The sequence below is a fragment of the Ignavibacteriales bacterium genome (assembly GCA_016709155.1).
Taxonomy (GTDB): domain Bacteria; phylum Bacteroidota; class Ignavibacteria; order Ignavibacteriales; family Ignavibacteriaceae; genus JADJEI01.
The window spans coordinates 281,021-295,407 of record JADJEI010000001.1; the positions used below are offsets into that span (position 1 = coordinate 281,021).

A 14,387-nucleotide genomic window follows, 5' to 3' on the forward strand; every position below is an offset into this window, starting at 1 on the left:
TTCTCTCTCCAGTTTTTAACCAGTTTTCTATTTTAGTCACCTTATGGGGTCAAGATCTGCGTTTAACTTGACAATAGGATAAGGTTGGGGTGAAGTATTTTTTAAATAAATATTTACATATTCACAGAAGATAAAACTGACTTGAATTAATTTTACAAAAGTCAATCTTATACCTTCGATAATTAGTTGAAATTCTTTTCCAATAAATAAAGCTCACGGCTTTTTAATGCCTACTTATTGGGGCAATAATCTCTTTCAGTCCCGTGACTTGATTGGGTAAAACTTCAAAATATTGTTTTAAAATAAGTGAGAGCCATTTTATGCTTAAGTCGAACAAATTATTTAATGCACTATAATGAATAAATACCAAAGCATTCTGTTCAACAACCAATAGTTTTTTTTTTGCTTGACATTAGAACAACACATAGATAAGTTTTAACTGTAGATTTTGATTTTGTTGAATACATTTATTTTATTGTATTCAAATTGCGGAAAAGATTTGTTAAAGGGGACATACAAGATGCTGTTGTTCAAATACTTATCGAACGCGCTTAATCGACTGCTTAGATCCAATCACTTGAAATACACCTCCCCAATATGTTTATATTTATTTAATAATTATATCATTAATATTATTCGCAATTTTCTTATATCGCATTCTGTCAAAATTCTAAATCACGCATTGTTTAATAGCAAAAGCAAAACTTTAATTCGAAGTGAAAATCATTCTCCCACTACCTTTAAAAATATAATACAAAATCTGAAGTACCATGTTTGTTTTGGAGCTCAAAGATATATCCATGTTTTGTTTCTATCCATAAAAATCAAAAAGCCTTATAAACATATTTTAATGAACAACAATGTCTTTGTTTTATGAAATGGATAAAATAAAAAAAATAAAATCGTTATCCTGAAAGGAAGTAAAAATTATGAAGCGAATAGAACTCTTTCTTTTATTAGTAGTAATCGGTTCTTTGTGGGGATTTTTCGAAATGTTGGACCTCCCTGTTTTTATTCAATGTGCTATTGGTTTATTTTTTCTCGTCACAGCCAGGCGAATAGTTAATATACCTGCAACGAGCATTATGATAGGGTTAATAGTTTGCATTTATAAAACATACAGTGATCATTTTTTTATTTGTCAGTGGGCAGGTGTAATGGCTCTTGCAGGATCATTCGACTTCTTTACCAGTGTAGTATTTAAAAAGCACTGGTTTGAAAAATATAATCCTGTAATTCTTGGAGTTCTGACAAATATTTCGGCAGCGATTGTGTTCCTGGTAATAGTAAATTATGTATTCATTGAACCTTACTGGCCGGAAGGCGGACTACAAAGAGCGATCGACTACTTGTTAACAAGAGGTTTGCCTGCTTCAGCATTGAGTGGTTTAATTACTGCACCACTTGGTGTTTATGCAGCAGAGAAAATGATGAAACGAAAATTTTCATTTAATAGAAGACTGACCCCTGGCTTCTACTTGTTTACAATAGCATCCCTTTGGCTTATTGCATCTATTTATTAAGAGAAAACAAAAGTTTATAAATCTGAATTGCAAAATATGATTGCTGAGAAAAGAAAAGTTATTAAATGGAATGAGACTCCAAACTTCATCCGAAACTTTCCTATTAGGGAAGAAGAGGAATGGATCGCAATAGAAATTAATTTAAAGATTAGTATTGATGGGAAAGAGCTAGTTAGATTTGCCTGCAGTCCTATTGATTGTGATGATCTTGCAATTGGATTTCTTTTTACAGAGGGAATTGTATCCAGCATTGAAGAAATTGATCATATCATCAAAAATCAAAATGAGCATAGAATAGATTTTATTCTTGCCGAAAAAAATAAAAGCATTGTGAAAGAGTGGGCTAATTCCCGAACAATGAGCTCTGGCTGTGGACAGGGAGTTATTTCAAATCTTGAGTATAGAAGAAAAAATCTGAAACCAGTTGATTATAAAGTTAACACAAATGTTAAATCACTCCCTGGATTGTTCAAGCATCTTGTGAATAATTCCGAATGGTATGACAGGACAGGATGCATCCATTCAGTTTCATTATTCTGTGAAGATGATAAAGTTATATTACGTGAAGATATCGGTCGGCATAACGCAGTTGATAAGGTGATAGGCTGCGCGCTTAAATGCAAGTACGAATTTCGTAATACGATTTTGTATTCATCCGGCAGAATCTCATCGGATATGATGCTGAAAGCTGCCCGTGCTCAGATACCTGTGGTTGTTTCTAAAACTGCTCCAACAAGTTTGGCAATTGACATTGCTGAGGAGTGTGGAATAACACTGATAGGTTTTGCAAGAGGTAGAAGACTAAACATTTATACGCACCCTGAACGAATCAACTTTGATGAAGAACAAAATAAAATTTTAGATAAAGAATTATTCGAACACGAATCATTAAACAATAAATAATATGTACGAAAAAAACTTAAATTAATTTCAGGAGCTTAAATGAAATCTTTATATGCAGTATTGTTCAGTTTAATTTTATCCGCTTCTCTACTTCCTCAAGGTCTGGAATTAAAGCCTTATGGCTTTGTTAAAGGAGATGCAGTCTATTCGTCTAATGGAGTTAACTCATTTGGTAATCCGAACCTTTCATCGCCTCAAATTGCGAATGGTGTGGACCAGGGTGCGTTAGGGTTTACCGCCAAACATACACGTTTTGGGTTGAAAGGAATATTCGGCGAGGATTTAAAGGTAGGGGGACTAATAGAACTAGATTTTTTTAGTGCTAACGGTTTTGATTCAAATGTAAACCCCCGAATTCGTCTCGCTTATGCTTCAGTAGCATTTGATAATTTTGAATTTCGATTCGGGCAGCAATGGGATATCTTCTCCCCTTAAATGCTGTTACAAACAATACCAATGGCAATCTTTGGTTTAGCGGTAATTTAGGTTTCCGTCGTGGTCAGATACAAATGGTGTACAAAATTCCTATAGAGGGATTTAAGCCTATGATCCAATTGGCATTAGCTGAAGCGACACGCGAAACAACTTCAGGTTTGGGTGATGATAACAAAGCACTTCTTCCAATGGTTCAAGGTCGTTTATCGGCAATGTTTATGGAGAATAAAACTATCGGCTTTTATTTCGTCTATGCAAAATTTTCCCCCAACCCTGATACTTCTGATTTCGATTATAACTCTTCCGGTTTTGGCGCTGACTTCACTTTGCCTTTTCATAAATACTTTGAATTACATGGCGAATTTAATGTTGGCACCAACTTGAATAACGCAAATCTTTTTACTGTCGCTGGTAACGGTAAAAACAATGATGAGAGAAAAAATCTTGGAGTTTGGGGAAACATTACTTCCAAAATAGATGACCATTTTAATCTGATTGTTGGCGGCGGTTTAGATAAAAATCAAACTGATAATCTTGCTGCCGGTGCCACTGCACAAAACTTTGTCATTTATGGCAATTTTGTTTTCCCGATAGTAAGTGGTTTCTCAATCTCACTTGAACTTGGAAATATTTCCACGACCTTGCAGGGTGACGAAGAAGTTGACGAAAAAACTAATTCAGCTTTGTATTTATTTCTTTCTGGAAAGGTTGCATTCTAATTTAATTGAAGAAGCATGAATAACGCGAAAACAAATAGTACTTCTGAAATGGAAGACAATATTAGAAAGTTAGAGTCGCTAGCCTCTGACCTGAAGATTTTTTTTGAAAGCTGTAAAACTTCTCCTCTCTTTAAGAAATTGCCATTGCGAGAGGATGTTGAAGAGAGAAAGCAAAGGCTCTCGGATGGGCATTATCTGTTTCGACCTTGTGGTGTTGAACTAAACAAAAATGAGTCAAATAGAATTGCTGTTGAACTTCTTGATCTGTTAAAGAAAAATCTCTCCGACCGTACAGAAGATTTAAATGACATTTCCGAAGCAATGGTTCAGGAAAAAATTAAAGCCAACGATCTTCTTCTTCAGATAATAAAAAATGAGGGCAACCATATAAGAAAAGTAATTCGTGATAATAATCTTGCTGAAGATATATTCACTTTCTTTGCAATTTATTTTGCTCGACCTTACAGACAGTTTGCTTCAGAATATTTATTAGAAGGATTAGACAAGCTGAACTGGTTCAGTGGATATTGCCCGGTTTGCGGTCACTGGCCCGGGATGGCTCATATCAATTCTGAAGTTGGTCAACGTACTCTCTGGTGTTTATGCTGTAATACGAAATGGAATTTCAAAAGAACTCAATGTGCTTATTGTTTAAATGAAGATCATAAATCGCTGCAAATACTAAACCCTGAAAGTGAAGAATCATACAGAGTGCAGGTTTGTAAAAAATGCAAACGATATCTAAAAGAAGTACGAGGCAATATTGAGTTAAAGGATTTTCCTTTCGATAAATTTTATCTTGGAACTCTTCCACTTGATATCATTGCAGCACAGAAAGGTTACATTCAGGAATCAGTGCTAACTGTAAGATATGATAACTCTGATGGAAATGAATTATTAATGTATCGTCAAAAAGTTGAATTCAACTAAATATGAAGTGACTTAAAATTGTAACTAAATAAAGGAATATAATTATGAAAATCTCAAGACGCGGATTTCTGGGTGCAGCCGGTGCAAGCACAATCGGAGGAGCCATCGGAGTTTTGGGCTTACCGAAAATTGCTAAGGCAGAAAGCATTCCGGAAATTAAAACTTTAGAGACTACAGAAAGCACAACCATCTGTCCGTACTGTGGCGTAGGTTGTGGTCTGATAGTTTCAACACGAGAAGGCAAAGTGATTAATATCGAGGGTGATCCTGATCATCCTATAAATGAAGGATCTCTTTGCTCAAAAGGTATGGCGCTTTTCCAGGTAGCGGTAAACGAAAGAAGACTTCAGAAAGTAAAATACCGCGCTCCCGGAAGCTCTGAGTGGGAAGAAAAATCCTGGGATTGGGCATTGCCGGAAATTGCAAAACGTGTAAAGAAAACACGTGATGCTACTTTCCTCATAAAAGAAGATGATAAAATTGTGAACAGAACAAACGGAATTGCCTGTCTTGGTGGTGCGTCACTTGATACTGAGGAATGCTACCTTCTCTCGAAGTTTGCGAGGTCAATTGGAATAACGTATCTCGAACACCAGGCGCGAATATGACATAGTTCTACAGTGGCCAGTTTGGCTGCTACGTTTGGAAGAGGAGCAATGACAAATCATTGGATTGATATGATCAATACAGATGTTGCAATGGTGATGGGCTCAAACATAGTTGAGAATCATCCGATTGCATCTAAATGGCTCACCCGTGCAAAGGAGAAGGGTGCGGTAATAATCAACTGCGATCCGCGCTATACAAGAACATCTTCTTTTGCAGATATCTACTGCAAGTTTCGCAGTGGTACTGATATCGCTTTAGTAAATGGAATTATTAATTATGCGCTTCAGAACGGTTTAATTAATAAAGATTACGTACTTAACTATACTAATGCTTCATTCCTAATTTCTGATAAATATTCATTCGACGACGGATTGTTCAGCGGGTACAATGTTGATAAACGTTCTTACGACAAAACAAACTGGGCTTATGAAGTTGACGGAAGTGGAGTTCCAAAACAGGATCTTACTCTGCAGCACCCGCGTTGTGTATTTCAATTAATGAAAAAACATTTTCAGAGATATGATATAGACACAGTTTGCAAGATTACCGGCGCTCCAAAAGATACTTATGAAAAAGTCTGCCGAACATTTACTTCAACCTGGGCTCCGAACAGAGTTGCTACCTGGCTGTATGCAATGGGAACAACGCAACATACACACGGAACACAGAACATCCGTACGTATTCAATTCTCCAGCTGCTTATGGGTAATGTTGGTCTTGCCGGAGGAGGAATAAATGCTATGCGTGGTGAGTCCAATGTACAGGGTTCAACAGATATGGGATTACTATTCCATCTTCTTCCGGGATATCTCGCTTCACCTACTAAAGCTGAGCAATCGCTTGAAGATTATAAAAAAACTTATACACCTAAAACCAACGATCCAAAATCAGCAAACTGGTGGGGCAACTATCCTAAATATATTGTCTCACTTTTAAAAGCATGGTACAGCGATAACGCAACTGCGGAGAACGAATTCTGCTTTAACTATTTACCGAAACGGAGTGCCGATTATTCTCACATATCTTTATTTGAAACTATGTATGCAGGTAAGCTAAAAGGACTTTTCCTTTTCGGTCAGAACCCTGTAGTAGGAGGTCCAAATTCAAATAAGGAAAGAAGTGCACTTGATAAACTAGAGTGGATGGTTGCTGTTGATATTTTTGAAACAGATACATCAGTGTTCTGGAAACGTCCGGGTGTAAACCCTGCAGATAATCAAACCGAAGTGTTCTTACTTCCAGCTTGTTCATCTGTTGAAAAAGAAGGAAGTGTTTGTAACAGCGGGCGATGGGCTCAGTGGCGCTACAAAGCGGTTGAACCTGTAGGAGAATCTCATTCGGATCTCTGGATATTAGACTCTCTGCACAAATCAATTAAAAAAGAATATCAAACAGGAGGGGTTTTCGCTGAACCAATAATTAATCTAAATTGGAACTATGGTAACGGTGAACTGATTGATCAGCATAAAGATCCTGATGTTCATCTTGTAGCTCGTGAACTTAACGGCTCCTTTCTTCAGGATAAAGAAGTGCTGGTTATGAAAGATCTTAAGTCTTTCAAAAAAGGCGATCAAGCACCTTCCTTTGCAGTGCTTCAAGATGATGGTTCTACAAGCTGCGGTTCATGGATTTATTGCGGTTCTTATCCCGGTCATACACCAGAGAAAAATAATATGGCTCGCAGGATAAAAAAAGATGCAATAAATGGTATTGGTCTTTATCCTCAATGGGCATGGGCTTGGCCTGTTAATAGAAGGATAATTTATAACCGCGCTTCGTGCGATATAAATGGAAAACCGCTTGATCCAAAGAGATGGGTGGTTCGCTGGAACGAAGCAACCGGAAAGTGGGAAGGGGATGTTCCGGATGGACCTTGGCCTCCGGCTGATAAGTATCCTTTTATAATGAAACCCGATGGTCATGCCTGGTTGTTTGCAGCTAATTTAAATGATGGACCATTACCTGAACATTACGAACCTTTGGAAAGCCCTGTAAATAATTTTATATCAAGTCAGCAGATCAATCCTTCGATAAAACTTTGGTATAAAACAAATCCTGAAGGAAACCCGGTAGGTGATGTTAAAAAATTCCCGATTATCGGAACAACTTATAGAGTCAGCGAACACTGGCAGGCAGGGGCAATGACACGTAACATTCCGTGGCTTGCCGAATTAGTCCCGGATGTATTTGTTGAACTTGGAACCGATCTTGCAAGAGAAAAAGCAATTTCAAATGGCGACAAAGTTGTTGTTGAAACTGCACGTGGTTCAATGAATGCGTATGCTCTTGTTACCAGAAGATTCCAGCCATTCCAATTAAATGGAAAGCTTGTTCATGAGATTGGAGTCATCTGGCACTTCGGTTATTATGGTCTGGCAAGGGGTGATAGTGCCAACTTACTTACATCTCATATTGGAGATGCTAATACAATGATACCAGAGTATAAAGTTTTTCTTTGTAACGTTTACAAAAAGAACGGAGGTGCAGCATGAAAGCTATGTTAATAGATTCAACTCGCTGTGTTGGGTGCCGTGCCTGCCAGGTAGCTTGCAAGCAATGGAACGAATTGGAAGCTGAAGAAACAACATTCTTCGCTGCGAAAGGTTATCAGAATCCACGCGATCTTTCTGCAAATACCTGGACACTTATTACTTATAATGAAGTCGAAGTAAATAATCGCTTCGACTGGGTATTTGGAAAACTTCAGTGCTTCCATTGCATTACTCCCGCCTGTGCATCTGCTTGTCCGGTCAGTGCACTAAAAAAAACAGAAGCAGGACCTGTTGTTTATGATGCTGCCATTTGTCTTGGCTGCCGATATTGTCAATTGGCATGCCCTTTTAAAGTACCAAGATTCGAGTGGAATAAAATTATTCCTGAAATAACGAAGTGTACAATGTGTGCTGATCGTATTGCTGCGGGTCTTGAACCGGCATGTGCAAAAGTTTGTCCAACTGATGCAATCGTTTTTGGCGATAGGGAGGAACTCATCACTGAAGCTGAAAGTCGTATCAGAAATAATCCAACTGGGTACGTTCACCACATCTTTGGAAAGGATGAAGCCGGCGGAACTTGCGTTATGCACATATCAAATGTTCCGTTTGAAGATATTGGTTTCGATACAAAAATCCCGATGGAGTCTATCGTTAGCAATGCGGAACATGCCATGAAACCTATTCCTTATGTTCTAACTGGTTTAGGACTTGTTCTTGGTGGAATATCATGGGTAGTCAATCGCAAGAAGCAAATCAGCCAGGAATCAGAAACAGGAAAGGAGAGTTAAGGAAATGTTGAAAGGAAAGATATCTAAAAAAAATGTAAATGACTTTGTAAGTAAACTCTCGTTTGGCGGTAAGATTGTTTGGGCTCTTGCATTATTCGGAATTATATTGGTGCTTTATCGCTATGTTATGGGATTAGGCGCTGCTACCAATCTTAGTGATGGATATCCGTGGGGGTTGTGGATAGGTTTTGATATCTTAGCAGGTATAGCGCTTGCTGCTGGTGGTTTTGTTATGGCTGGTACAGTCCATCTTTTTGGTGGACACAAATACCATGCATTGTCAAGACCAGCAATACTTACGGCACTGCTTGGTTACCTGCTTTTTATTTTCGGTTTGTTGTTTGACCTGGGACGCCCGTGGAATCTATGGCGAGCAATATATTCATGGAATCATCTTCTCCTATGTTCGAGGTTGCCTGGTGCGTTATGCTTTATACAACAGTTCTTATTCTTGAATTTCTACCAGTTGTATTAGAGAATTATAAACTTAATAAGCTGCTTGAACTTTGGCGGGCGTTCGTCCCCTGGATAATTATTTTTATGCTGGGAATGTTTACACTGGCTATGTCATATTCATTAGCCTGGGCATTGTTCATGGTTGTCATCCTACTGGTATGGGAAATATCTATGCGTGTAGGATGGATGCCGAGAGATAAACAAATGCCGATACTATTGATAATGGCAGGAGTAATGTTCTCCACTATGCATCAATCTTCACTCGGAAGTATTTTTCTACTTGCACCAACAAAGCTTCATATTCTTTGGTACACTCCTATATCACCGCTGTTATTCTTATTATCTGCAATCACAGTCGGACCAGCGATGGTAATATTTGAAGCGCTGATGAGTGAAAAAATACTAAAGCATAAAGCAAGGTTCGATCTTCTTTCTGATCTTGCAGGATGGATGCCTTACTTGTTAAGCTTCTATCTTCTTATCAAAGTTGGCGATCTTATCGGCAGGGATGCTGTACTTGCAGCATTCGCAGTTAATGTGCAAACCGTATCGTGGTGGATTGAAATAACAATTGGCGTTATCTTACCTCTAATTCTTTTCCTTACACCCGAAATTATAAAAACAAAAAGCGGTTTGCTGTGGTCTTCAACTTTGGTAATAATAGGTCTTGTTTGGAACCGGATTAATGTGGCTATAGTAGGAATAAAGGTTGAAAAATGGGAATCGTATTATCCATTTTGGACAGAAATATTTATATCTATCGGAGTTGTTTCTATCGGGTTAATTGTATTTAAGTGGGCAGTTGAAAACCTGCCGATTTACGAAAACAAAACTTTATCAACTTAATGAGGAAAGGAATAAGATCATGGAAAATAAAAATCATTTGTTAAGCCGTCTCCTCCCTTTCCTGCTGATAATTGTTACCGCAATTATAGTTGTATTCATTGCTCAAATTGTTCTTGATGTAAGAGCCGAATTAAAAGAAGTCAAAACAACTCTTCAGAAAATGGAAGATGAAAAAATTCAGAGTGTAACTTTTCAGCCCTTCAAAGCAATTCAGGAAAATTGTACTGATTGCCATAGTGAACGTAAGTTCATGGGTATTCACGGTGGCGAAGGGGAAATAAGTAATATTATTAAATATATGCAGCAAATGCCTGACGCTCACTTGTCGCCGAGTGATGTTGAGAAAGTTCATGGATCTCTCGGCTTATTAAAATGTGTACAATGTCACGATGAAAGTCAGCTTCAGGTTCTTGCCTCGCTAAATTCGACAAGACAGCGTGAAATTATTGAAAGAATGTCAAAAAAGAGTAACTCAAAAATTTCTCAAGATGAACTAAGTCAGATTCAAAAAGCTTTACTTGAAATCCAGGGTTTTTAATTTTGTTTTATTAACCCCGTTCTGATTAATCAGGATTTGGTATAGTTAGTTTGAAATTCTTAGAGAGGAAGAAACTGGTGTTTCAGCCGGTCTTCAAAATCGGTAACTGACGGATAAAACCGTTGGCGGCAGGTTCGATTCCTGCCCTCTCTGCTGTTTGAATAATATTCTCAGACTAGTATAATCGAGTTGACGATATGCAAAACGATGAATTAAGAAAATTACCAGGAGTTGATAAATTATTACTTGAACCTTCAACTTTACTTTTAAAAGAACAATTCGGGATTGAGCTTATTACTTATGCTGCTAGAATTGTTCTTGAAAAGGCAAGAGAAAATATTTTTCATGGTGCTAATGCAGAAAGCATAGAACAACTTTCCGCACAAATAAAGAAAGAAGTTGAAAAAATTGATGGTAAAACTTTAAAGCCTGTAATAAATGCTACGGGAATTATTATTCATACAAACCTTGGACGTGCGCCGCTAGGGAAAGAAATTTTTCATGAAATTGAACCGGTACTAAGCTGGTACTCTAATCTTGAATTTGATCTGCAAGCAGGAAAACGAGGGCAGAGAACTGATCATATCAGCGGATTGCTAAAGTTTATTACAGGTGCTGAAGATATTCTTATAGTTAATAACAATGCAGCAGCAATCTATCTTATTTTAAAAACGCTGTCCGAGAAAAAGGAAGTTATTGTCTCACGAGGCGAACTAATCGAGATTGGAGGCTCATTCCGTATCCCCGAAATTATGAAAGCAAGCGGCGCTCGAATGGTTGAGGTTGGGACAACAAACAGAACTCGTTTATCAGATTATGAAAATGCGATTACAAAAAATACCCGACTGATTTTCAAAGCTCACAAATCAAATTACTACATCGGCGGCTTTACAGAGGAAGTTGAATTAATTGAACTTTCACGTCTGGCAAAAAAACACAATTTAATATTAGTCTTTGATTCAGGCTCCGGCTTATTAAAGCGTCCGGTTTTTTCTAAACATTTTGAAGAACCCAATGTTCGCCAGAGCATTAGCAGCGGTGCAGACCTTGTGACTTTCAGTTGTGATAAGTTAATTGGCGCAACGCAAGCAGGAATCATTGCAGGCAAAAAAGATTTAATAAAAATCCTTGCTAAAGTACCGCTTATGCGTGCTCTTCGTGTGGATAAATTTACAATTGCTGTGCTATTTACAATATTAAATTTTTATCTTCGTGAAGAAGTGCTGATTAAAAAATGCCCCGTTTTTGCGATGCTTAATCGAAAAAAAACAGAGCTTTTGATCCTTGCAGAAAAAATTTTTAAGGGATTAAAATCTTATCAAATAAAAGCAGAGATTGTTGAAAGTATCGCGCAGTGCGGGGGCGGTGCACTGCCGCAACTTGAGTTAGAAAGTTATTCAGTTAAAATTTTACCCGATAAGGCTGATAAAAAATTTGCAGGTAAACTTTTTAAAAAACTACTCGCGGTAGATACTCCAGTGCTTGGAGTTTTAAAAGAGGGTGATTTTTTTCTTGATGTCTTTACAATTCGAGATGAAGAAGTAGATGCTATTGTTCAGTCTGTTTCTATTTGCATTCAGGATTAGTTGATATCTACTTCGTTTTGATATTATATCTTATTTATAGCAATTAAGAATATCATGGCTAGCTCAATCAAACATAATGTTTCCAACACGCAATTCATTATGGGAACTGCCGGTCACGTTGATCACGGGAAAACTGCATTGATAAAAGCATTAACCGGAATTGATTGCGATACTAATCCTGAAGAAAAACTCCGCGGCATTACAATAAATTTAGGTTTTTCTCATCTGGATTTTCCAAACGGAAACAGCATTGGAATTGTTGATGTTCCCGGACACAGGGATTTTGTCAATACAATGATTTCAGGCTCCTGCGGAATTGACTTCGTGATGTTCGTTATCGCTGCCGACAGTGGTGTGATGCCCCAAACTATTGAGCACCTTCACATAATGCAAATGCTTGGAATAAAATCAGGCATAATTGCATTAACAAAAATTGATCTTGCAGATGAAGAGATGCTGATGATAGTTGAAGATGATATTAAAGAATTGGTTCGTGATACTTTTCTGGATAACTGTCCGATATTTAAAGTCTCATCAAAAACAGGGGATGGAATTGATGAATTAAAAGATTATCTGTCACAAAATTCGTTATCTAAAACAGAAAACATTGACGAAGAATTTTTCAGGATGTTTATTGACAGAATATTTAGCATTGCCGGATTTGGAACGGTTGTGACAGGTTCAGTTATCAGCGGAAGTCTAAAAATTAATGATAAAGTATTTCTTCTTCCGGCAGAAAAAGAATTAAGGGTAAGACGTCTTGAAAAACATGGTAAAGAAGTTAAGGAAGTTGTTTTCGGAAACAGAGCTGCCATAAATTTGATTGGTATGAAAAAGGAAGAATTTAACAGGGGAATGGTTCTTTGTAATAAAATTATCACACCCACTACCTTGCTCGATATAAAAATTAAAATTATATCGAGCGGTAAAAAATTTGATTTGTGGTCACAGGTTATATTTTTAACCGGGACATATGAATCACAGGCAAAAGTTCATTTGATAGACGCTGATAATCTGAAATGCGGTGAAACTGCTTTCGCACAGATTCATCTTAACCAACCTCTTATTACGCAAATCGGGGATAAATTTATTATCAGAAATTCTTCCGGTGATAAAACGATTGGAGGGGGCGAAATTATAGATACATATCCTCTTCATCATAAAAGAAGAACAGAAAAAGTTATTTCACAGTTAAAAATTATTTCTGAAGGAGGATTGGCTGACCGCATTGCTGCCGAAGTTAGAAAAAGTCATTCACCTGTAACTCTTGATTGCATTGCAAACAATCTTAACCTTTCTGAAAAAGAACTTACAGGGTTCTCATCTGATTCGCTTCCGGAAGATATTGTTCATTTTGATTCGGAAGGTGCAACCTATCTAATACTTTCCGGACAACTTGAAAAACTGAAAAACCGCATAATCAAAATTCTTGAAAATTATCATAAGCGTAATCCCCTTGATGAAGAGGGAAAAACTTTTGAAGAATTGATGGGAATTTTTGGTGTTAACAGAAATTCAGCTTCTGATGGAGTGATGAAATGCCTTCTGCAACAAATGGTTGAGCGGAAGATTCTGAGAAAAATTAATTCTACCTGGTGTTTGTATTCACATCAGGTTTATCTAACCGAGGAAGACAAGAAGCAGATTAAGTTTGTGGAATCGTTTCACAAAAATTGTGGAATGAATGTACCTCTTATGTCTGAATTAATTCCTGCATCTTTGAAGAAGGGCATTTCGGAAACCCGGCTTAACCAGATTTTAATTTTGTTGAGCAAGAGAGAAAGGTTATACAGTATTGATGGAAATTATATTTTTAAAGATATAGTTGATGATTGCAGAAAAGTTTTATTAAAGTCATTAATAAATTCCTATTCCGCAAATAGTGACGATGCTGGTATTACGGTAGCTCAATTCAGAGATCTTGTTAAAGGCAACAGAAAAATTTGCTTATTGATGCTCGCTCAGTTTGACAGGGAAGGAATTACCAGCCGTGAAGATGACTTAAGATATCTGACTGATAAAGGGAAAGAATGGTATCATCAACGCTACAAAACTGAAATCAAGAAAGAAGAAAATATTTTTATTAATACAGGGTACACAGATATGGAAGAGAAGAAAAAAATACTTATGATAGACGACGATGTAAATCTTGTCAATGTAATTAAACTGGTTCTTGAAGCAAAGAACTTTGAATTTGCGGCTGCATACTCCGCTGCTGAAGGACTAACCAAAATTATTGAGTTTAATCCTGATCTTATAATCCTGGATGTTATTATGGAGGATTTCGTTGCAGGCTTCAGAGTTGTTAGTGAATTGAGAACAGGAGGACCAGATTCAAAGTATGCAGCTTATTCGAGCATCCCTATTTTAATGTTGACGAGTGTAACTACAAAATCAAATGTCAACTTCAGTGATAAGGTGGGAACAGCGCTTCTTCCAGTTGATGCTTTTATTGAGAAGCCCGTTAAGCCTGCAGAACTGTTAGGGAAGATTCAGGAATTGCTTGGTATTATATTGGAATAGAAGAATCTGAAAAATTCTTTATCTCTAAAAAACTAT

Annotated in this window: 12 protein-coding genes and 1 tRNA gene; all 13 read left to right on the plus strand. The window is 37.2% G+C overall.

The genetic code is table 11. The features are described from left to right. Nucleotides 1–929 precede the first annotated feature (929 nt). The 13 genes from IPH11_01490 (at nt 930) to selB (ending at nt 14,351) form a co-directional block, all read left to right on the plus strand. Nucleotides 930–1,523 carry a hypothetical protein gene (locus tag IPH11_01490; protein ID MBK6912400.1) on the plus strand — a complete coding sequence of 198 codons (594 nt, stop codon included), beginning with the start codon at nt 930–932 and terminating at the stop codon, nt 1,521–1,523. Nucleotides 1,524–1,559: 36 nt separating this feature from the next. Beyond that, on the plus strand, nt 1,560–2,426 hold the full coding sequence (gene fdhD, locus IPH11_01495) for a formate dehydrogenase accessory sulfurtransferase FdhD (protein MBK6912401.1): 867 nt from the start codon (nt 1,560–1,562) through the stop codon (nt 2,424–2,426). 39 nt (nt 2,427–2,465) lie between these two features. Continuing rightward, complete coding sequence (locus tag IPH11_01500; GenBank protein MBK6912402.1) at nt 2,466–2,861, plus strand: hypothetical protein; 396 nt, start codon at nt 2,466–2,468, stop codon at nt 2,859–2,861. After that, entirely contained in the window at nt 2,840–3,580 is a 741-nt protein-coding gene (locus tag IPH11_01505) for a hypothetical protein (GenBank protein ID MBK6912403.1), read from the plus strand. Before IPH11_01500 ends, IPH11_01505 begins: the two co-directional genes overlap by 22 nt. Nucleotides 3,581–3,595: 15 nt before the next feature. Next, the gene (locus tag IPH11_01510; GenBank protein MBK6912404.1) at nt 3,596–4,510 is read left to right on the plus strand and encodes a formate dehydrogenase accessory protein FdhE; all 915 of its coding nucleotides are present in this window, start codon (nt 3,596–3,598) and stop codon (nt 4,508–4,510) included. A 44-nt stretch (nt 4,511–4,554) separates the two neighbouring features. After that, on the plus strand, nt 4,555–7,611 hold the full coding sequence (fdnG, locus tag IPH11_01515; GenBank protein ID MBK6912405.1) for a formate dehydrogenase-N subunit alpha: 3,057 nt from the start codon (nt 4,555–4,557) through the stop codon (nt 7,609–7,611). Then, entirely contained in the window at nt 7,608–8,402 is a 795-nt protein-coding gene (locus IPH11_01520; protein ID MBK6912406.1) for a 4Fe-4S dicluster domain-containing protein, read from the plus strand. The genes fdnG and IPH11_01520 overlap by 4 nt, the downstream gene beginning before the upstream one ends. A gap of 4 nt (nt 8,403–8,406) precedes the next feature. Beyond that, on the plus strand, nt 8,407–8,877 hold the full coding sequence (gene nrfD / locus IPH11_01525) for a polysulfide reductase NrfD (GenBank protein MBK6912407.1): 471 nt from the start codon (nt 8,407–8,409) through the stop codon (nt 8,875–8,877). Further along, nucleotides 8,829–9,704 carry a polysulfide reductase NrfD gene (nrfD, locus tag IPH11_01530; protein MBK6912408.1) on the plus strand — a complete coding sequence of 292 codons (876 nt, stop codon included), beginning with the start codon at nt 8,829–8,831 and terminating at the stop codon, nt 9,702–9,704. Before nrfD (IPH11_01525) ends, nrfD (IPH11_01530) begins: the two co-directional genes overlap by 49 nt. A gap of 19 nt (nt 9,705–9,723) precedes the next feature. Continuing rightward, nucleotides 9,724–10,242, plus strand: a complete 519-nt coding sequence (locus IPH11_01535; GenBank protein MBK6912409.1) for a hypothetical protein — start codon at nt 9,724–9,726, stop codon at nt 10,240–10,242. Between the two features lie 60 nt (nt 10,243–10,302). Continuing rightward, nucleotides 10,303–10,393: transfer RNA gene (locus tag IPH11_01540), tRNA-Sec, on the plus strand. A 46-nt stretch (nt 10,394–10,439) separates the two neighbouring features. Next, nucleotides 10,440–11,828 carry an L-seryl-tRNA(Sec) selenium transferase gene (gene selA / locus IPH11_01545; protein MBK6912410.1) on the plus strand — a complete coding sequence of 463 codons (1,389 nt, stop codon included), beginning with the start codon at nt 10,440–10,442 and terminating at the stop codon, nt 11,826–11,828. Between the two features lie 54 nt (nt 11,829–11,882). Beyond that, complete coding sequence (selB, locus tag IPH11_01550; GenBank protein ID MBK6912411.1) at nt 11,883–14,351, plus strand: selenocysteine-specific translation elongation factor; 2,469 nt, start codon at nt 11,883–11,885, stop codon at nt 14,349–14,351. The last annotated feature ends 36 nt before the right edge of the window (nt 14,352–14,387 follow it).

Coding starts and splice junctions, on each gene's coding strand:
- IPH11_01490 (MBK6912400.1), top strand. CDS start 930: ATGAAGCGAATAGAACTCTTTCTTTTATTAGTAGTAATCGGTTCTTTG.
- nrfD (MBK6912407.1), top strand. CDS start 8,407: ATGTTGAAAGGAAAGATATCTAAAAAAAATGTAAATGACTTTGTAAGT.
- IPH11_01520 (MBK6912406.1), top strand. CDS start 7,608: ATGAAAGCTATGTTAATAGATTCAACTCGCTGTGTTGGGTGCCGTGCC.
- IPH11_01505 (MBK6912403.1), top strand. CDS start 2,840: ATGGGATATCTTCTCCCCTTAAATGCTGTTACAAACAATACCAATGGC.
- nrfD (MBK6912408.1), top strand. CDS start 8,829: ATGCTTTATACAACAGTTCTTATTCTTGAATTTCTACCAGTTGTATTA.
- selB (MBK6912411.1), top strand. CDS start 11,883: ATGGCTAGCTCAATCAAACATAATGTTTCCAACACGCAATTCATTATG.
- selA (MBK6912410.1), top strand. CDS start 10,440: ATGCAAAACGATGAATTAAGAAAATTACCAGGAGTTGATAAATTATTA.
- IPH11_01500 (MBK6912402.1), top strand. CDS start 2,466: ATGAAATCTTTATATGCAGTATTGTTCAGTTTAATTTTATCCGCTTCT.
- IPH11_01535 (MBK6912409.1), top strand. CDS start 9,724: ATGGAAAATAAAAATCATTTGTTAAGCCGTCTCCTCCCTTTCCTGCTG.
- IPH11_01510 (MBK6912404.1), top strand. CDS start 3,596: ATGAATAACGCGAAAACAAATAGTACTTCTGAAATGGAAGACAATATT.
- fdhD (MBK6912401.1), top strand. CDS start 1,560: ATGATTGCTGAGAAAAGAAAAGTTATTAAATGGAATGAGACTCCAAAC.